The 18,683-nt window shown below is 59.4% G+C and carries 18 protein-coding genes; 9 read left to right on the top strand and 9 right to left on the bottom strand.

Annotation, left to right across the window (positions count from 1 at the left end; all coding sequences use genetic code 11):
* Nucleotides 1–18 precede the first annotated feature (18 nt).
* Nucleotides 19–1,134: an anhydro-N-acetylmuramic acid kinase gene (locus ASG19_RS15015; protein ID WP_062458914.1), complete on the top strand. Its 1,116-nt coding sequence runs from the start codon at nt 19–21 to the stop codon at nt 1,132–1,134.
* A 50-nt stretch (nt 1,135–1,184) separates the two neighbouring features.
* Nucleotides 1,185–2,696: a carboxypeptidase gene (locus ASG19_RS15010; RefSeq protein WP_244476185.1), complete on the top strand. Its 1,512-nt coding sequence runs from the start codon at nt 1,185–1,187 to the stop codon at nt 2,694–2,696.
* 80 nt (nt 2,697–2,776) lie between these two features.
* Here ASG19_RS15010 and gnd read toward each other — a convergent pair whose 3' ends face one another.
* Nucleotides 2,777–3,763 carry a phosphogluconate dehydrogenase (NAD(+)-dependent, decarboxylating) gene (gene gnd, locus ASG19_RS15005; protein WP_062458911.1) on the bottom strand — a complete coding sequence of 329 codons (987 nt, stop codon included), beginning with the start codon at nt 3,761–3,763 and terminating at the stop codon, nt 2,777–2,779.
* Nucleotides 3,764–3,966: 203 nt separating this feature from the next.
* On the opposite strand from gnd, the gene ASG19_RS24255 reads away from it, so the two are divergent.
* Together ASG19_RS24255 and ASG19_RS15000 are read left to right on the top strand one after the other, a co-directional pair.
* Entirely contained in the window at nt 3,967–4,140 is a 174-nt protein-coding gene (locus ASG19_RS24255) for a hypothetical protein (protein ID WP_165699857.1), read from the top strand.
* A 366-nt stretch (nt 4,141–4,506) separates the two neighbouring features.
* A complete protein-coding gene (locus tag ASG19_RS15000; RefSeq protein WP_062458908.1) occupies nt 4,507–4,896 on the top strand; it encodes a DoxX family protein in 390 nt (129 codons plus the stop codon).
* Nucleotides 4,897–5,030: 134 nt separating this feature from the next.
* Here the strand turns inward: ASG19_RS15000 and ASG19_RS14995 are convergent, their stop codons facing one another.
* The 8 genes from ASG19_RS14995 to ASG19_RS14960 all read right to left on the bottom strand — a co-directional run bounded on the left by ASG19_RS14995 (nt 5,031) and on the right by ASG19_RS14960 (nt 13,464).
* On the bottom strand, nt 5,031–6,761 hold the full coding sequence (locus tag ASG19_RS14995; protein ID WP_062458907.1) for an ABC transporter substrate-binding protein: 1,731 nt from the start codon (nt 6,759–6,761) through the stop codon (nt 5,031–5,033).
* A 73-nt stretch (nt 6,762–6,834) separates the two neighbouring features.
* On the bottom strand, nt 6,835–7,116 hold the full coding sequence (locus ASG19_RS14990; RefSeq protein ID WP_062458904.1) for a DUF2160 domain-containing protein: 282 nt from the start codon (nt 7,114–7,116) through the stop codon (nt 6,835–6,837).
* Between the two features lie 13 nt (nt 7,117–7,129).
* The gene (locus tag ASG19_RS14985) at nt 7,130–7,957 is read right to left on the bottom strand and encodes a carbohydrate ABC transporter permease (RefSeq protein WP_062458901.1); all 828 of its coding nucleotides are present in this window, start codon (nt 7,955–7,957) and stop codon (nt 7,130–7,132) included.
* A 14-nt stretch (nt 7,958–7,971) separates the two neighbouring features.
* Nucleotides 7,972–8,838 (bottom strand): sugar ABC transporter permease, encoded by an 867-nt coding sequence (locus tag ASG19_RS14980; RefSeq protein WP_062458898.1) that lies wholly within the window; start codon nt 8,836–8,838, stop codon nt 7,972–7,974.
* A gap of 5 nt (nt 8,839–8,843) precedes the next feature.
* Complete coding sequence (locus ASG19_RS14975) at nt 8,844–9,914, bottom strand: ABC transporter ATP-binding protein (RefSeq protein WP_062458895.1); 1,071 nt, start codon at nt 9,912–9,914, stop codon at nt 8,844–8,846.
* Nucleotides 9,915–9,925: 11 nt separating this feature from the next.
* Nucleotides 9,926–10,999, bottom strand: coding sequence for an ABC transporter ATP-binding protein (locus ASG19_RS14970; protein WP_062458891.1), 1,074 nt, complete (start codon nt 10,997–10,999; stop codon nt 9,926–9,928).
* Between the two features lie 40 nt (nt 11,000–11,039).
* The gene (gene glpD, locus ASG19_RS14965; protein WP_062458888.1) at nt 11,040–12,566 is read right to left on the bottom strand and encodes a glycerol-3-phosphate dehydrogenase; all 1,527 of its coding nucleotides are present in this window, start codon (nt 12,564–12,566) and stop codon (nt 11,040–11,042) included.
* Between the two features lie 100 nt (nt 12,567–12,666).
* The gene (locus ASG19_RS14960) at nt 12,667–13,464 is read right to left on the bottom strand and encodes a DeoR/GlpR family DNA-binding transcription regulator (protein ID WP_062458885.1); all 798 of its coding nucleotides are present in this window, start codon (nt 13,462–13,464) and stop codon (nt 12,667–12,669) included.
* A gap of 449 nt (nt 13,465–13,913) precedes the next feature.
* On the opposite strand from ASG19_RS14960, the gene ASG19_RS14955 reads away from it, so the two are divergent.
* From ASG19_RS14955 to ASG19_RS14935, 5 genes are all read left to right on the top strand, one after another.
* Complete coding sequence (locus tag ASG19_RS14955) at nt 13,914–14,456, top strand: sigma-70 family RNA polymerase sigma factor (protein ID WP_062458883.1); 543 nt, start codon at nt 13,914–13,916, stop codon at nt 14,454–14,456.
* Nucleotides 14,449–15,219 carry an anti-sigma factor gene (locus ASG19_RS14950; protein WP_062458880.1) on the top strand — a complete coding sequence of 257 codons (771 nt, stop codon included), beginning with the start codon at nt 14,449–14,451 and terminating at the stop codon, nt 15,217–15,219. The genes ASG19_RS14955 and ASG19_RS14950 overlap by 8 nt, the downstream gene beginning before the upstream one ends.
* Before the next feature lie 17 nt (nt 15,220–15,236).
* Nucleotides 15,237–15,953 carry a Bax inhibitor-1/YccA family protein gene (locus tag ASG19_RS14945; RefSeq protein WP_062458877.1) on the top strand — a complete coding sequence of 239 codons (717 nt, stop codon included), beginning with the start codon at nt 15,237–15,239 and terminating at the stop codon, nt 15,951–15,953.
* Nucleotides 15,954–16,188: 235 nt separating this feature from the next.
* Nucleotides 16,189–18,090 carry a potassium transporter Kup gene (locus tag ASG19_RS14940; protein WP_062458874.1) on the top strand — a complete coding sequence of 634 codons (1,902 nt, stop codon included), beginning with the start codon at nt 16,189–16,191 and terminating at the stop codon, nt 18,088–18,090.
* Nucleotides 18,091–18,184: 94 nt separating this feature from the next.
* Nucleotides 18,185–18,592 (top strand): hypothetical protein, encoded by a 408-nt coding sequence (locus ASG19_RS14935; protein ID WP_062458871.1) that lies wholly within the window; start codon nt 18,185–18,187, stop codon nt 18,590–18,592.
* Nucleotides 18,593–18,683 lie beyond the last annotated feature (91 nt).

Genomic DNA, 18,683 nt, shown 5'->3' with positions numbered 1-18,683 from the left:
ACTTGAGGGGGATCTCCAATGGAGCCAATCTGGGCCGTCGGCCTGATGACCGGGACCGTCCTCGACGGCAATATCGACGTCGCACTTTTGAAGACCGACGGAGAAACGGTGGAGACAGCAGGCGCCTATACGTTGGCGCCCTATCCGCCCGAGATCCGGTTTCTTCTCGAGGAAACGCTCGCCCAAGCGCGCGTCTGGGAATTCGAAGGACCGGAGCCCGCGATCTTCGCCGTGGCCGAGGAGGCATTGACGCGGGCGCAATCGCGCGCAGTGCAGGATCTTGTCGAGATTGCCGGCCTGACGATGGCCGATATCGGCATTGTCGGCTTCCACGGCCAGACCGTTCTCCACCGTGCACCGACCCGGGACCGTCTCGGCGACACGCGGCAGCTCGGCGATGGCGAGTTGATGGCCTCGATCCTGGGCTGCAAGGTCGCCTATGATTTCAGAACCGCGGATGTGCACGCCGGTGGCCAGGGCGCACCACTTGCCGCCGTCTATCACGCGGCGCTGCTGCGTGGCGTCGATCGATCGGGAGATAGCGCCGTTCTCAACCTCGGCGGTGTCGGCAATATCAGCTGGTGGGATGGCGAGGATCTGGTGATCGCCTTTGATACCGGCCCGGCCAACGCCCCGCTCAACGATTTCATCAAATCGCTCGGGCTTGGCGAGATGGACAGGGACGGCGCGCTTGGTGCTTCGGGCAAGGTCGATGAGGAGCGTCTGGCACGCTTGCTTCAGCATCCGTACATGACCGCGCCCTACCCGAAATCGCTCGACCGCTATTCGTTTACCGCTGCTATGGCCGACGGGCTTTCGCCGGAAGACGGCGCGGCCACACTTTCGGCCTTTACCGCATCGGCGGTCGGCAAGGCGCTCGACCTTTTGCCGAGACGGCCGAAGCGGCTGATCGTGGCCGGAGGCGGACGTCGCAACCCGACGATCATGGCGATGCTCGAAAAACGCGCCGGCGTCGAGGCTGTTTCTGCCGACGAATTCGGCTGGCGGGGCGATGCGGTGGAGGCGGAACTGTTCGCCTTTCTCGCCGTGCGCGTGCTGCGCGGTCTGCCGATCAGCTTTCCGACGACGACAGGTGCGCCAAGGCCTCTGCAGGGCGGACGATTGGCGGGCTGACTTGAGCCTCAAGCGGAATTGAGTTTCCCGGATGGCCCTCGCTGCCCTACATGACGGTAATCGCGGTCATGGAGGAAACAGCTTTGCGTCTTTACCGGATCCTTGCATCCATCCTGGTGCTTCTCGCGCTTTCCGCCCCGGTTGGAGCGCAACAGCCCCCCGGCATATTCTCGCTCATCCCAAATGACAGCACGACCGAGCATGTTCTGAAAACCGAGGGCAGCGCAGACCTGCCCTACACGGCAACTGCCGGCACGCTTGACCTGTTCGGCCAGGACGGCAATCGAACGGCCAAGATCTTCTACACGGCCTATATCGCCAAGGATCGGACGCCGGGTCGTCCGCTCACCTTCGCCTTCAACGGCGGTCCGGGCGCAGCGTCCGCCTATCTGCATCTCGGGCTGCTGGGTCCGCGGATCATTGAATTCGGCAAGAACGGCAACGACGGCACCGCACCTGAGATCAGGGACAATCCGCAGAGCTGGCTCGCGTTCACCGATCTCGTCATGATCGATCCGGTTGGCACCGGATGGAGCCGTGCCGCCAGCGACGATGTCGCCAAGAATTTCTACGGTGTCCGTCAGGATGCCGACAGCCTTGCCAAGGTGATCTCCCTCTACGTCCAGAAGAACGACCGGCTGAATACGCCGAAATATCTCGTCGGCGAAAGCTACGGAGGTTTTCGCGCGGCGAAAGTCGCGATCGCGATGAAGAACAACCAGGGCATTATCCCCTCCGGCATCATAATGCTCTCGCCGTTTATCGAGGGCCGCTTCCTCGCCAATTCCGACGATCCGCTGAGTGCCGCGCTGCAATTGCCCTCGCTTGCGGCAGCCGAGATGGAGCGGACCAAAAGCTTCACGCCTGAAAAGCTCGCCGAAGCCGAACGCTTTGCGTTGCGCGACTATCTTCCGACCGTGGCGGGCGCTGCGCCGACGGGAGAAGAGGCTGACGCATTCTATGGAAAGATTGCTGGTCTCACGGGCATTCCGAAAGAGGTCGTTGCCAGAACGCGAGGCCTCGTCGGCGATGTCTACGGGAAGCAGATGGGTGGACCGGGCCGGGTCGTCAGCCCCTATGATGCATCCTACGCCGTGCCGGACGCCTATCCCGAGGACGCGTACGGGCGCAACGACGATCCCATTCTGGAGGGTTACACCCGCGCCTACAGCGCAGCGTTCACGTCCTATGCAAAAGGCGAGCTGAAGTTTTCAAGCGACATGACCTACTCGCTTTTGAACGAGGATGTGAACCGTCGCTGGGAATGGAACGGCAGCCGTGGCGGTGATGCTCGCGCGCTCGCCAGCGCTTCGACGGATATCCGCGATCTCCTCTCGGTCATCCCGTCCTTCCGCCTGCTGGTCGTGCATGGTCATAGCGATGCGCTGACACCCTATGGTGTGAGCCGCTACGTGATCAATCACCTGCCGACAGAGCTTGCAGCAGACAGGGCGAAACTGAAGACCTATAGCGGCGGCCACATGTTCTACACCAACCCGTCGTCGCGGGCGGCATTCCTCACCGATGCGAAAGCGTTCTACGAGACAAAGACGGTAGAATAGGAATAAGCCCAGTCTATCGAGCTTTTCAAAAGAGTCCGGCACCCCAGGGGTGCCGGATTTCGTATGGGATATGACCCAGCCTATTTCTTTTCAGAGTGGCCGCCGAAGGCTGCCCGAAGCGCCGACAGAACCTGGTTCGAATACTGCTCATGACCCTGCGACGAAAAGCGCTGGAAGAGAGCGGACGACAGGACCGGAAGCGGCACGCCGGTATCGATACCGGCCTTCATCATCCACCGTCCCTCGCCGGAATCCGAAACTCGACCACTGAAGGCGTCAAGCGTCGGATCGTTGTGCAGAGAGCCGGCGAGAAGATCGAGCAGCCACGACGAAACGACGCTGCCGTGACGCCAGACTTCGGTGATTTCAGCCACGTCCAGATCGTAGTGATAGTAGTGCGGATTGGCGAGCGGGCTGGTTTCCGCATCGGCGCTACGTGCCACCTTGCCAATATTGGCAGACTTCATCAGGTTGAGGCCTTCGGCATAGGCCGCCATCATGCCGTATTCGATGCCGTTGTGGACCATCTTCACGAAGTGACCTGATCCTGCTGGGCCGCAATGGATGTAGCCAAGTTCCGAGGTCCGCTGTGCTTCCTTGCCGGCTCCCGGGGAGAGCGACAGGAAGATCGGATCGAGGCGCTTCACCGCTTCATCCGGTCCGCCGATCATCAGGCAATAGCCGCGTTCCAGACCCCAGACGCCACCGCTCGTGCCGACATCGATATAGTCGAGGCCGATGCCCGAAAGACGCCCTGCGCGATCGATATCGTCCTGGTAGTTGGAGTTTCCGCCGTCGATCAGCACGTCGCCCGCCGACATGACACCCGAGAGCTTCTCGATCGTCTGGTCGGTGATAGCTGCCGGCAGCATCAGCCAAACGGTGGCCGGTTTCGCGAGCTTGGCGACCATATCTTCCAGCGAGGTGGCTCCCACGGCCCCTTCCCGCTCCAGAGCCTCGACATTGGCCTGACTGACATCGAATACCACACATTCATGGCCATCACGCAGGAGCCGTCGCACCATATTGGCGCCCATACGGCCGAGGCCTATCATTCCGATCTGCATTCCGTTTCCCTTCCGAAAAACCATGTTGTGGGTCCGAACCATCAGGCCCGACTGAGATGAGGCATATCAGTTCGTTCAGAAATTGACACCTGCAGACATGCACAGCAGATGCGCCGAAACCGCCAGCCTAGGCACGGGAAGAAGAGACTGTTGACAACCTTCAGCGAAAATGAGAACAAAGGAAGAACATTGAGGAGAACGCCATGCAGAGAACTGAAGAGGTCGTCGCCCGTGCTCTTGCCCTCGTGGCTCAGTCGAAGGCGCTCAGGGAACGTCATGACAAGGAACGCAAGGAGATCTATGGACGGATCGAGATTGCCAATCTTCGCAAGCCGCATGTTCCCAAGGGGATTCAACTGCCTCTCAACCTGCAGTGAATTGACTTTATCGTTGGAGGACGTGGTCCGCGTATACGTCTGATTCAGTCTGTTGCAAGGCTGCACTCGACTCGCTTCTGAAGAGGTGGTTCATTCCCTTCAACGGCGTAGGGGTGCTTAATGCTTCACGAATACAACGAGATCTTTATGCAGCAGCGGTATTTCATAAAGATACTGATGGCCTGGATTGGGGCAATTGCCTTGGGCTGTGTCCCCGTTTTGATGATCGTCAACGCGGTCACCATTTGAGAAGACGCTTCGGCGCTCTAGAGGTCTCGCGCATTCCATAACTGTTTCACGAAGACGTGCAGTTGACCTTCGTTTGGTCGATGTCAGAAGAGCATCGACATTTAACGGAGCTTCCCAATGGTCAACAAAATCCAGGCTTACCAGCCTGTTCTTCTCAGCATCCTTCGTATTGCCGTCGGCCTCGTCATCTTCTCCTTCGGCATGGCGAAAATCTTTCATTTCCACGCCGGTACCTTCATGCCGCCCACGGGCTCGTTACCCTGGATCGCGGGTCTCTTTGAGCTTGTCTGCGGCTTCCTCTTCCTGGTCGGTTTCCAGACACGGATAGCGGCATTCCTCCTGTCCGGACTAATGGCCGTGGCTTACTTGATCAGCCACTTTCCCAAAAGCATTTTCCCGCCCGAAAACGGCGGAATGGCCGCTGCCGTGCTCTGCTTCGTGTTCCTCTATTTCGTCACGTCCGGAGCCGGACCGATCAGTGTCGATGCCAAGCTGAACAAGGCATAGGACCGGATCAAGGCAGGTTGGGAGGCTCTGCCGTGTGTCCGCAACAGTGACGAACGCGAAACGACCGCGCCGATGATGTTCGGCGCGGTCGTCTCTTGCCGCCGCTTCCCCTTCGGGAGCCTTGATCGGTCAGATCACTTCTTCGCGTCAGCCCAGCTCTTCACCAGGTCGTCGTAGTTGACGGTGATCGGCTTTTCCTTTTCGTTCTCGATCTTCAGCTGCGGAGCCAGATTGCCCTTGGCCACCGCATCCTTGTTCCAGTAGGCCAGGTCATGCTCTTCGGCGAGCTTGGGACCCATGTCCTTCTGGACGCCAGCGCGTTCCAGACGCTGGAGCACCTTTTCCTGCTCGGCGCAAAGCGAGTCCATCGCCAGCTGCGGTGTCTTGGCACCCGAAGCGGCATCGCCGATCGCCTGCCACCAAAGCTGAGCGAGCTTCGGATAGTCGGGAACGTTGGTGCCGGTCGGCGACCACTGGACGCGCGCCGGCGAGCGGTAGAACTCGATCAGGCCGCCGAGTTTCGGTGCGCGATCGGTAAAGCTCTGATGGCGGATCGAGCTTTCGCGGATCAGCGTCAGGCCCACATGGCTCTTCTTCAAGTCGACGGTCTTGGACGTGACGAACTGGGCGTAGAGCCAAGCCGCCTTTGCGCGGTCATCCGGGGTGGATTTCATCAGCGTCCAGGAACCGACGTCCTGATAGCCAAGCTTCATGCCGTCTTTCCAGTAGACGCCGTGCGGGCTTGGCGCGAAACGCCATTTCGGCGTGCCGTCCTCGTTCATGACAGGCAGGCCTGGCTTCACCATATCGGCGGTGAAGGCCGTGTACATGAACATCTGCTGAGCGATTTCGCCGCCCGCGGGGACAGGACCGGATTCCGAGAAGTTCATGCCCTGGGCAGCTGGCGGTGCATAGGCCTTCATCCAGTCGAGATATTTCTGGATCGAATAGACGGAGGCAGGACCATTGGTGTCACCGCCGCGCGCGACGCAGGAGCCGACCGGCTGTGACTTTTCGTTGACCTTGATACCCCATTCATCGACCGGCAGACCGTTCGGAAGACCCTTGTCGCCGTTGCCAGCCATCGAAAGCCACGCATCGGTGAAGCGCCAGCCGAGCGACGGGTCCTTCTTGCCGTAGTCCATGTGGCCGAAGACCTTCTTTCCGCCGATATCACGGCCGGTGAAGAATTCCGCGATGTCTTCGTAAGCGGACCAGTTGACGGGAACACCGAGGTCGTAGCCGTATTTGGCCTTGAAATCAGCCTTGTTCTTGGCGTCGTTGAACCAATCGTACCTGAACCAGTAAAGGTTGGCGAACTGCTGGTCCGGAAGCTGGTAGAGCTTCTTGTCGGGCGCGGTGGTGAATTTGAGGCCGATGAAATCCTCGAGATCGAGGCCCGGATTGGTAACGTCCTTGCCTTCCTTCGCCATGAAGTCCGTCAGGGAACGGGCCTGCTGGTAACGCCAATGCGTGCCGATCAGGTCGCTATCGTTGACATAGGCGTCATAGATGTTCTCGCCCGACTGCATCTGCGTCTGCAGCTTCTCGACGACATCGCCTTCGCCGATCAGGTCGTGGGTGATCTTGATGCCGGTGATCGCCGTGAAGGCTGGCGCCAGCACTTTCGACTCGTATTCATGCGTGGTCAGCGTTTCCGAGACGACCTTGATGTCGAGACCGGAGAAGGGCTTCGCCGCATCGATGAACCATTGAAGCTCCTTTTCCTGCTCGGCACGCGATAGCGATGATAGGTCCTTGATTTCCTTGTCAAGGAACTGCTTCGCCTCGTTCATGCCGGCGTGAGCCGTGCCTGCCAGTGCCAGCAATAAGCCTGCTGTCGTTGTCAAAAGATGCCGTCGCATAATGTCCTCCCAGAGTTGCGATTGCGATTTCGTTTCGGCGCCAGTCCTCCCGCGCGCCGTATCAAACTTGCCTTCAGACGAAGCGGAAAACGCCGACGGCGTAGACCACAGCGAGGGCAAGAGCCCACCACAGATTGGGGCCGATCAGCCCCAACCATGCGAGATTGATGAATGCTGCACCAAGCAGCGAAATGAAGAGCCGGTCCCCCCGCGTTGTCTCGAAGCGCAGGATCCCAACCCGTGGCGCTCCCCCCGGAGAAAAATACTCCCAGATGCCCATCGCTGCAATCAAGGCGAAGATGGTCACGAAGAAAAGCGTCGTCGGCAATGTCCAGGCCATCCATGAAAAACTCATGTGCGTTCTCCCTCTAGACCCGACCCAGGGCAAAGCCCTTGGCGATGTAGTTGCGGACAAAGTAGATCACGAGCGCGCCCGGCACGATCGTCAGCACGCCGGCGGCTGCCAGAACGCCCCAGTCCATGCCGGACGCCGAAACGGTGCGGGTCATGATGGCCGAGATCGGCTTGGCGGCAGTGGTCGTCAGCGTGCGGGCAAGCAGCAGTTCGACCCACGAAAACATGAAGCAGAAGAAGGCCGCGACGCCTATGCCGGACGCGATCAACGGCATGAAGATCTTCACGAAAAAGCGCGGGAAGGAATAGCCGTCGATATAAGCGGTTTCGTCGATTTCCTTCGGCACGCCTGACATGAAGCCTTCAAGGATCCACACGGCCAGCGGGACGTTGAACAGGCAGTGGGCGAGTGCCACGGCGATATGCGTGTCGATCAGTCCGAAGGCGGAATAGAGCTGGAAGAATGGCAGTGCAAACACCGCCGGCGGTGCCATGCGGTTGGTCAGCAGCCAGAAGAACAGATGCTTGTCGCCAAGGAACCGGTAGCGCGAGAAGGCATAGGCCGCGGGAAGAGCTGCCGCCACCGAGATCAGCGTGTTCAGACCCACATAGATGATCGAGTTGATATAGCCGTTGTACCAGGACGGATCGGTGAAGATCACCATGTAGTTCCCGAGCGTCGGGTTCTGCGGGAAGAGCGAGAAGGCGCCGGTGATCTCGGCATTCTCCTTGAAGCTCATGTTGACCAGCCAGTAGATCGGCAGCAGCAGGAAGATGATGTAGATCGTCGAGACGAGCCAGGAGTAGCTGCGCGCCGGCTTGAATGTGTTGACTTGAGCCATCGTAACCGTCCTCCTCACGCGTCTTTGTCGCTGCTGGTCATGACCGTGTAGAAGATCCACGACATCAGCAGGATGATCAGGAAGTAGACGATCGACATGGCCGCTGCCGGCCCGAGGTCGAACTGGCCGACCGCCATCTTGACGAGATCGATCGACAGGAAGGTGGTCGAGTTGCCGGGCCCGCCGCCGGTGACGACGAAGGGTTCGGTATAGATCATGAAACTATCCATGAAGCGCAGGAGCACGGCAATCAGCAGCACCCGCTTCATCTTCGGCAACTGGATAAAGCGGAACACGGACCAGCGCGACGCGCCATCGATCTTCGCAGCCTGATAGTAGGCATCCGGGATCGACACGAGACCAGCATAGCAAAGAAGCACGACAAGGCTCGTCCAGTGCCAGACATCCATGACGATGACGGTGACCCAGGCATCGAGCGGATCGCGAACATAGTTGTAGTCGATGCCGAGGATTGCGAGCGTGCGTCCGAGAAGGCCGATGTCGACACGACCGAAGACCTGCCAGATGGTGCCGACCACGTTCCACGGGATCAACAGCGGCAGCGACATCAACACGAGGCAGACCGGAACGCCGAGCCCCTTTTTCGGCATGTTCAGCGCGATGAAGATGCCGAGCGGAATTTCCAATGCTAGAATGATGACCGAGAAGAGCAGGTTGCGCTGCAACGCCGCCCAGAACCGATCGGAATTCAGGATTTCGGTAAACCAGCCAGTGCCTGCCCAGAAGAATTCGTTGTTGCCGAACGTGTCCTGCACCGAGTAGTTCACGACGGTCATCAACGGTATCGCCGCTGAAAACAGGACCAGCAGCAGCACCGGAAGAACGAAGAACCAGGCCTTGTTGTTATAGGTCTTTTCCATGCCGTTCACGCCTCCCCGCCGACGCGCCAGGAATTGGCGTAGATATTGATACCTGCAGGATCAAAGCTCACGCGGGCTTCCGCCGGAATTTCCGTATTCTCGTCGGCAACGATCGCAAGCGGCTTTCCCTCGAATTCGGCGCGAACGATGCGGCGGCGGCCAATATCCTCGATCCGGCTGATCTTAACCGGCATTCCCTCGCGGCCGAGATGGATGAACTCCGGACGGATGCCGAGTTCGATCCGGTCGCCCGGTTTCGTCTGCGGCGGCACATTGAGGTCCATCCGCTGACTGCCGACCACGACAGACCGCTCATTCAGCTGCGCCGGCAGGACGTTCATGCCGGGCGAGCCGATGAAATAGCCGACGAATGTATGGCTGGGCTTCTCGAACAATTCCGCAGGCGTGCCGATCTGCACAATCTCGCCCTCGTACATCACGACGACCTTGTCTGCGAAGGTCAGGGCCTCGGTCTGGTCGTGGGTGACATAGACCATGGTAAAGCCGAACTGCTTGTGGATGCGCTTCAACTGCGAACGCAGCACCCATTTCATATGGGGATCGATCACGGTCAGCGGTTCATCAAACAGGATGGCGTTGACGTCGTTGCGCACGAGGCCGCGGCCGAGTGATATCTTCTGCTTCTGGTCGGCGGTCAGGCCCCGCGCCTTGCGGTCGGCCCAATCGGCAAGATCGATGATCCCCAGCATGTCGCGAACGCGCTTGTCGACTTCGGCCTCGGGTACTTTGCGGTTGCGCAGCGGGAAGGCCAGATTGTCGTAGACCGTCATCGTGTCGTAGATGACCGGGAACTGGAACACCTGCGCGATATTGCGGCCCTGTGTCGAGACTTCCGTCACGTCGTTGCCATCAAACAGGATACGCCCGTGCGACGGCTGCAGCAGCCCGGAGATGATGTTCAGCAGCGTGGTCTTGCCGCAGCCTGAGGGGCCAAGCAGCGCGTAGGCGCCACCGTCGTTCCATTCGTGATGAACTTCGCGAAGCGCATAGTCGCTGTCGGCGACAGGGTTGGCGCCGTAGGCGTGGCGGATATGGTCGAGGGTGATGCGTGCCATGATGTTTCCCTCTAAGCCGCAGCCGCAGCGATTGCCCGGCCATCGCTGCCGAACGCCATCAGATGTCGCGTATCGAGAAAGACCTCGATGCCGGTATCTGGATCAATGTTGTGAATGCCGGGCGCCAGCATCACCCATTTCACGCCGTCATATTCGAGATGCACGAAGCTTTCCGAACCGGTGATTTCCGAGATCTGCGTGCGGGCGGCAAGGCGCGCCGAATTCTCGGTCTGCTGCGTGAAGCCCAGATGATGTGGATGAAACGCAACCGTCAGGGGACCATCCGGTATGGTTCCGAGATGCGCAGGCAAGGGGAGAACGTCGCCTTCGCGGTGGCGGAGCCCGCCACCCGACTTGACCACCTCGATGAAATTCAGCGGCGGATCGGCGAAGGTCTTTGCGGTCGTGAGGTCGGCCGGCCTTCTATAAATGTCGATCGTCGGCCCGAACTGGGTGATGCGGCCCTCGGAAAGGGTTGCCGTATTGCCGCCCAGCATCAGCGCTTCCGAAGGTTCGGTCGTGGCATAGACAAAGATTGCGCCGGACTGCGCAAAGATCTTGGGAAGCTCTTCGCGCAGTTCTTCACGCAGCTTGTAATCGAGGTTGGCGAGTGGCTCGTCCATCAGCACGAGGCTGGCATTCTTGACCAACGCACGGGCGAGCGCGGTGCGTTGTTGCTGCCCGCCGGACAGATGAAGCGGCGTACGGTCGAGATAGGGCGTCAACCGCAAGAGCTCTGCGGCCTTGCGCACCTCGCGGTCGACGGTCGCCTTGTCCTTGCCGGAAATGCGCATCGGCGAGGCTATGTTTTCATAGACGGTCAGGAGCGGATAGTTGATGAACTGCTGGTACACCATCGCGATATTGCGCTTTTGCACCGGCATGCCGGTCACGTCTATCCCATCGAAATAGACAGCACCCTCCGTCGGCCGGTCCAATCCAGCCATCAGCCGCATCAGCGACGTCTTGCCCGAAAGCGTCGGACCGAGCAGCACATTCAGGCTGCCACGCTCGAGCGTAAGGTCGCTCGGGTGAATATGATATTCGCCCGCCACCATTTTCGCAGCTTTTCGCAATTCCAACATGCTTGTTCCCCTGCCTCCTCACAGCGGGAACACATGCCGCTTATCCGGCGATCCTTTCCGGTATTGCGGCCATGTACTCCTCCAAAACCCTCTTCTCGTCAGCGTCGAGCCGTAGCCCGTCCTTTGTTCTCCTCCAAAGGACGTCCTCGGCGCTTAACGCCCATTCCTGATCGGCAAGATAGCGAACCTCCACCTCATAGAGTTCGCCGCCGAAATTATGCCCAAGATCCTCTGCTCGAGCAGCGTTGCCGAGCAATGTGGCGGCCCTCGTACCGTAACGCCGGACCAGCCTACGCGCATGGCGATCGGTCAGGAAGGGATATCGTGCCTTCAGCCCAGCGACTTCGCTTTCGTAGCCGCGGGCAGGGAAATCGCCACCAGGAAGGTGGCTGTCAGCGGTCCAGGGCTTGCCTTTGACGCCGATGGCTTCGCCGATCTTTTCGACCGCATGTTCCGAAAGCCGACGATAGGTGGTGAGCTTGCCACCGAACACATTGAGAAGTGGCGCTCCGCCCTCCCCGAGGCCGACCGTATCCAGCTTCAGCACATAGTCGCGGGTCGCCTCCTGCGCTTTCGAGGCGCCGTCGTCGAACAGCGGTCGGACAGCCGAGTAGGTCCAGACGATATCTTCCTTGCGCACCGGCTCCTTGAAATACTCGCTCGCCGCCTTGCAGAGATAGTTGGTTTCCTCGTCGGAGATTCGAACGTCCTTCGGATCCTCCTTGAAGTCGCGATCGGTCGTGCCGATCAGCGTGAAATCCTCTTCGTAGGGGATAGCAAAAATGATCCGGTTATCCGGGTTCTGGAAGAAATAGGCGCGCGGGTCGTCGAACTTCTTCTTGACGACGATATGGCTGCCCTGAACCAGCCGGACATGGTGCGCTTCGTTTTCGCCGAAGGCGGAGCGGATCACCTGGTCCACCCACGGACCGGCGGCATTGACCAGCATACGAGACTTGTGGGTCTGACTGGAGCCGGTGACCGTGCTTCGGGTAACAATCGTCCAAATGCCTTCTTCGCGCCGCGCCGAAACGACTTTCGTGCGCGGAAGGATCAGGGCCCCCTTGTCGGCAGCGTCACGGGCGTTCAGCACCACCATCCGCGCGTCGTCCACCCAGCCATCGGAGTATTCGAAGGCCTTCGTAAACAGCGATTTCAAAGGCTTGCCGGCCGGATCCTTGCGCATATCAAGCGTTGCCGTCGGCGGCAGGAGCTTGCGGCCACCCAGGTGATCGTAGAGAAACAACCCCAGCCGGATCAGCCAGGCGGGTCGGACGCCACCCTTGTGATAGGGGAGAACGAAGCGCATCGGCCAGATGATATGCGGTGCCATTGCCCAGAGCACTTCGCGCTCCATGAGAGACTCGCGCACCAGCCGAAATTCATAGTGTTCGAGATAGCGCAGCCCGCCATGGATAAGCTTGGTGGCGCCTGACGACGTGCCTGAGGCAAAATCGTTCATTTCTGCCAAGGCGACCGAATAGCCGCGACCCACAGCATCGCGCGCGATACCGCAACCGTTGATCCCTCCACCGATCACAAAGACGTCGTGAATTGCCTGACTCATTATCCCCTCGCTAAGCCCTGTCCCCTCACAGAGCCCGGCTCGACATGCCGGCAGCGGCAAATCGAAAGCTAACCCCATTAGAGTGAAAATATCTCGAATGTCAAACGAAAGAAGACGCGTGCGTTGCAGCATCCGCGGTGGCTGTTTCGATCAGCGCAACATTCGTCTGATGGCAAAGATCACGGATCAGTTCGGACTGGCAGGCGTCGGTGATGAACGTATGAACCTGGGAGATCTGGGCGATACGAACCGGCGCCGTTCGTTCGAATTTTGTCGAGTCGGCCACGAGGATCACATGCCGGGCGTTGGCAATGATCGCCTGCGCCACTTTCACTTCGCGAAAATCGTAGTCGAGCAGAGCGCCGTCGTGGTCGATGGCCGACGCACCGATGACCGCATAGTCAACCTTGAACTGCCGGATAAAGTCGACGGCCGCCTCGCCGACGATGCCGCCATCAGACTGGCGAACGACACCGCCGGCAATGACGACCTCGATATCGTCGACTACTCTCAACCTGTTGGCAACGTTGATATTATTTGTAATGACCATAAGGTCCTTGTGGGCGGCCAGCGCTTCACCGACGGCCTCCGTCGTGGTCCCGATATTGATGAACAGGGACGCTCCGTCCGGAATGAGGGCTGCCGCAGCCTCGCCGATCGCCTGCTTCTCGACGGCAGCGATCTGGCGGCGCGCTTCATAGCGCATGTTCTCGATGCTGCGCGGAAACGTGGCTCCACCATGGATGCGGTTGAGGACGTCCGCCTCACAGAGATCATTCAAGTCCTTGCGGATCGTCTGCGGCGTGACGGAGAACTGAGTGGCCAGATCCTCCACCAGGACCCGCCCGGTCATCCTCGCCACCTCGACGATCCTTGCCTGCCTGTCCGTCAGATGCATCTCGTCCCCGTGCTTTCGTTTTCTTTCACTTTGAGACAAAAGCCGCGCGCAGGCAACAGCCTTTACGAAGGAGGTCGCTTAAGGACGTTGCCATAGGGTGAAAACGAAAAGAGCCCGCCGCGGGAGGAGGTGCGGCAGGCTCTTCAAAAGACGAGAGCAACGGCTGGGAGGAGGAGTGCCGGTGCTCTGCTGCAGAAACCTCTGGGAGGAGGAGGGAGGGTTCTGCGTGTCTGACGATTTGGGAGGAGGTAAATCGTTTCGACAAGATGGAAGATACGCTAAACCCGCTCATTTTCTAGGCAGGAATTGTCAGGGCAGACATGCACCGGACGCATACCTACCTTGGCCGTCAAAACGAGGGTTTGCCCTGCGTCTTTGAAGGGCAAAAAATCACGAAAATAATTTCTGACTAATGGAATAAAATCCGGCCGGCGTTCGTATAAGCAGGTATGGACCCGAACAAACGCTCATTCGACGTGATCGCACAGCTTGCCGCGTTGAGACGCTACGCACGCTCGCTTGCGCGCAACTCTGTCGACGCCGAAGACCTGGTGCATGACGCGCTGGTCAAAGCGTATGAGAAGCGTTCAACCTTCCACTCGGGTGGAAATCTGCGGAACTGGCTGCTCTCGATCGTCCACAACACGCATCTGGACGGTCGCCGCAGCGCCCTTGCCCGTCGTCGCCGCGACGACCTGTTTGCCGATGATGGCTCGACCGCAACCGAGCCGTCCTATCCGGCAGCGCAGGAACATTCGGTTCGCCTGCAGCAGGTTCGCGAGGCTTTCATGACCTTGCCGGAGGATCAGCGCGAAGCGTTGCACCTCGTTGCGGTGGAAGACCTGTCCTATCAGGAAGCCGCCGACACGTTGGGTATTCCAGTCGGCACGCTGATGTCGCGGATATCGAGGGCGCGGGCTCGGCTGCGCAGCATGGAAGATGACAAAGGGCGTGGCGGCCACCTGAAAATCGTAGGAGGCAAAGATGAATGAGACCGGAACGGTCGTCCTGAATGACCTCGACGCCTACGTGGACAACCAGCTCGACGCGGCGGGACGCCTGCGTGTCGAGAACTACCTGTCCAGCCACCCGGAAGACGCCGCACGCGTCATGGCCGATCTCGGAATGCGGACGACGCTGAAGCTCGCTCTCACCGATGACGCCGTGCATGGCAGGACGGAGACCCGCGAGGCGGCGAGACGACTTTCCGCGAGTCTTGAAAGCCGGCGCACCTTCACCGCTCTCAGGCGCGTCGCGGCGATTGCCATGCTTGTTTCGGCAGGATGGTTTGCCAATTCCTCGATCGGTCCGTTCGGTCCGAGCGAAGTCAATGCTTCGGTCCAGCCGCCGGCACTGATCGAAAACGCGGTGCGGGCGCACGAGACGTCGCTCGTTCGCGAAAAGATGCCATCCCAGCCGGAAGCAAGGACCTACGACCGGGAGGACATCCGCGCCGCAACGGCAATCGTCATGCCCGAATTGCCAAAGGGCTGGCAGGTGACCGACGTGCAGATCTTTCCCTCGGATTACGGCCCGAGCGTCGAGGCAAGTATGCGCACCGCTGATGGCATCAGGGTATCTCTCTATGCCGTGCGACCTGGCCATTTCGCGGTCGAGCCTATCAAGGACATGAATATGCCGAAGGCCGAAGCGGCCTGGTGGCAGATCGGCGACGTGGCTTACGCCGTGGTGTCGAGCACGACCGATATCGGTCTCGCAGACGAGGCCGAGCTTCTCAAGAATTCCCTTTACTGATCAACAGGAGATTCCGAATGTATGAAAACGACCGGCGCTGGGGCGCCACGACAGCACAATCCGGCGCAGTCTTCGATGAAGGCCTTCGCCAGCACATGCTGCGCATCTACAATTACATGGGGCTTGGCCTCGTCATCACCGGTATCGTCGCCTTCATCGTCGGCACCACGCCGGCGCTTTACGTGCCGATCTTCTCCAGCCCGCTGAAGTGGGTAGTGATGCTGGCGCCGCTCGCCTTCGTGTTCTTCTTCTCGTTCAAGATCCAGTCCATGTCGGCCGCCTCTGCGCAGATGACCTTCTGGGCGTTCTGCGCCGTCATGGGTCTGTCCCTTGCTTCGGTATTCCTTGTATTTACCGGCGCAAGCATCGCCCGCACCTTCTTTATCGCCGCCACCATGTTCGGCGCGACCAGCCTTTACGGCTACGTCACCAAGCGTGACCTCGCCAAGTTCGGCTCGTTCATGATCATGGGTCTGATCGGTGTGATGATCGCTTCGATCGTCAACATCTTCCTCGGCTCCAGCGCCCTGCAGTTTGCTGTGTCGGTGATCGGTATCGTCGTGTTCGTCGGCCTGACCGCTTGGGATACCCAGAACATCAAGCAGCAGTATGCAGAAAACTACGATCAGGAAAGCCAGCAGAAAATGGCCGTGATGGGCGCGCTGTCCCTCTACCTGAACTTCGTCAACATCTTCCAGCTGCTGCTCAATTTCACCGGCCAGCGCGAAGAATAGACGACAAGAACAACCGGTTCCGAGACACCTTTCGGACCTTCACCAGCAGGGCGGATCACTCCGCCCTGCTTTTCTGTGACCACGCGAATGACGGCCTGCTGAAGGATATCGACCTGCGACTTCAGATGAAATAGGAATGCGTGGATCGAATTCGTTCAACACGTGTTTACGCGTCTATTCCGGCAGTAAACCGTTCAAGCTTGTTCGGTTGGAAAACCCTCAGACTGGAGTCCGCATGACATCCTCGACCGCCGGTTCGGCCGACAAAGCCGCAGGCCACCGGAAATTTCTTGTCCTGCTCTTGGGCTCGATCGGCGTCGTCTACGGTGATATTGGCACCAGTCCGCTCTACGCGTTCAGGGAGGCGCTGCGACCATTTTCAGAGAATGGCGTCCAGCCCGAACACGTCATCGGTCTCATCTCGCTGATGGTCTGGACCCTGACGATCATCGTCACGTTCAAATACGTCCTGTTCCTGCTTCGCGCCGATAATGACGGCGAAGGCGGCACGCTGTCGCTGCTTGCCCTGTTGATGAAGAAGACAGGCGGCTACATGCCTGTCCTGTTCTTCGCAGGCCTGATCGGTTCGGCTTTGTTCATCGGCGATGCGATGATCACACCCGCACTGTCGGTCATGTCAGCGCTCGAAGGTATGAAGCTCGTGACGCCCGCCTTTTCCGACTATGTCTTGCCGCTCTCAGCCGCAATCATGGTCGGCCTGTTTGCAATCCAGTCCAAGGGGACGGAAGCAGTTGCCAAATTCTTCGGCCCGATCACGGTCGTCTGGTTTCTGGCGATGGCATGGGGTGGCATGATCCATATCGGCGACGATTGGACCATCCTCGAGGCCCTCAACCCCATCAATGCGCTCTGGTTTATCACCCACGCCGGCTGGGCGGGTCTCATCGTGCTCGGCGCGGTATTTCTGACCGTGACGGGCGCGGAAGCGCTTTACGCCGATCTCGGCCATTTCGGTCGCAAGCCAATCAGTGTCGCCTGGTTCATCCTCGTATTTCCCGCGCTGGCATTGAATTACCTTGGGCAGGGCGCGTTGGTCCTGAGCAACCCGGCCGCCATCGAGAACCCGTTCTATCTCCTTTATCCGGACTGGGCGTTGCTGCCGATGGTCATTCTGGCGACGATGGCAACCGTCATCGCCAGCCAGGCTGTCATTACGGGCGCGTTTTCGCTTGCCCGGCAGGCCGTGCATCTCGGCTTCCTGCCGCGGCTGATGATCAAGTTCACCTCGGAAACCAATACCGGCCAGATCTATGTTCCGGCCGTGAACATGATTCTGTTCATCGGCGTCCTGGTGCTGATCTTCTCCTTCGGCGATTCGGAATCGCTGGCAACCGCCTACGGTATCTCGGTCACCGGCGCGATGGTCGTGACAACGCTGATGTCGTTCCAGTTCTTGCGGGCGGTGCGCGGATACTCGGCCCTCATCGCCGGCGCACTTCTGCTGCCGCTGCTCTTGATCGAAGCGGTGTTCCTTGCCGCAAACCTTCTCAAAATCCACGACGGTGGCTGGGTGCCCGTGGCGCTCGCCTTCTTCATCATGATCCTAATGTGGACGTGGACGAAGGGTTCGAAATACATCAAGGACAAGACCGCCAGGAACGACATCCCGCTGGAAGTCTTCATTCCGATGATCGAGAAGGAATCCGATCATTCGCCGGTCGTGGTTCCCGGCACTGCGATCTTCCTCACCAGCGTCCCCAACCGGACGCCGGCAGTCCTGCTGCACAACATCAAGCACAATCATGTCCTGCACGAACAAAACGTCATCCTGACAATCTGGACGCAGGACAAACCCTACGTTCCCGATCGCGAACGGGTGGAAATGAAACGCATCTCCAAGCGTTTTATCCGCCTCGACATCACCTTCGGCTACATGGACGAGCCAAATGTCACCAGAGCACTGACGCTCTGTCGGAAGGCGGGCTTCAAGTTCGAGATCATGCAGACCTCGTTCTATCTGGGACGGCGCAACCTGGTCAGCACACCCAATACCGGGTTGCCGGCCTGGCAGGAGCAGATCTACATGGCGCTGGCCGATTTCGCGATCGACCCATCCGCCTATTTCAAGCTACCACCCAACCGTGTCGTCGAGCTGGGAGAGCAGGTAGCGATCTGACCTGATACCGTTCGCCATCACGCGTACAGTATGCCGCATTGTACTAGCGCCGGGGTGTGCTATCGAAAGATCGAACCCCGTGCACGAGGACGCGATGGGAAGGCTGGTCGGTAAATCGGAACAATGGGCGGTGCGCATTCTATGCGCCATCGCGCTTGTTGTTCTCGGCCTCTCGCATCAGCCGCCTGCCCTTGCAGCCACCGGTTTCGATCCGGCTGACTATGCCGAGTATGTGCTGCCGGACGGCACGCTGCCGACGCTCTGCGTCACGTCAAACAGCGATCGGCCTGACCGGGACGGACAACACCACCATAGCCAAGGCGCCAAGACCGACTGCGAAGCCTGCCGCATCAGCGCCGCGGCCATGGTGCCACCCGCGCCGATCCACGCAGAACGGGTATTCCTCGCCCAAGAACTGGCCAGGTATCCGTTCCCGGTGGGCGAGATCACCCGCCAGTTATATCCGCCGAATACCGGTCCCCGAGCACCCCCCTTCGCCTGATGATCATTTGAGCCTCCGCTGCGGCTTTTGCCCGCGGCTTGTTCAATGTTGCAGATCGGCACAGCCCCGCCTGCCATCAGGATGATACCGA

The organism is Rhizobium sp. Leaf306 (assembly GCF_001423425.1).
GTDB lineage: Bacteria > Pseudomonadota > Alphaproteobacteria > Rhizobiales > Rhizobiaceae > Neorhizobium > Neorhizobium soli.
Note: the sequence above shows the minus strand (reverse complement) of the source record. Positions and strands in the feature narration are given on the sequence as shown.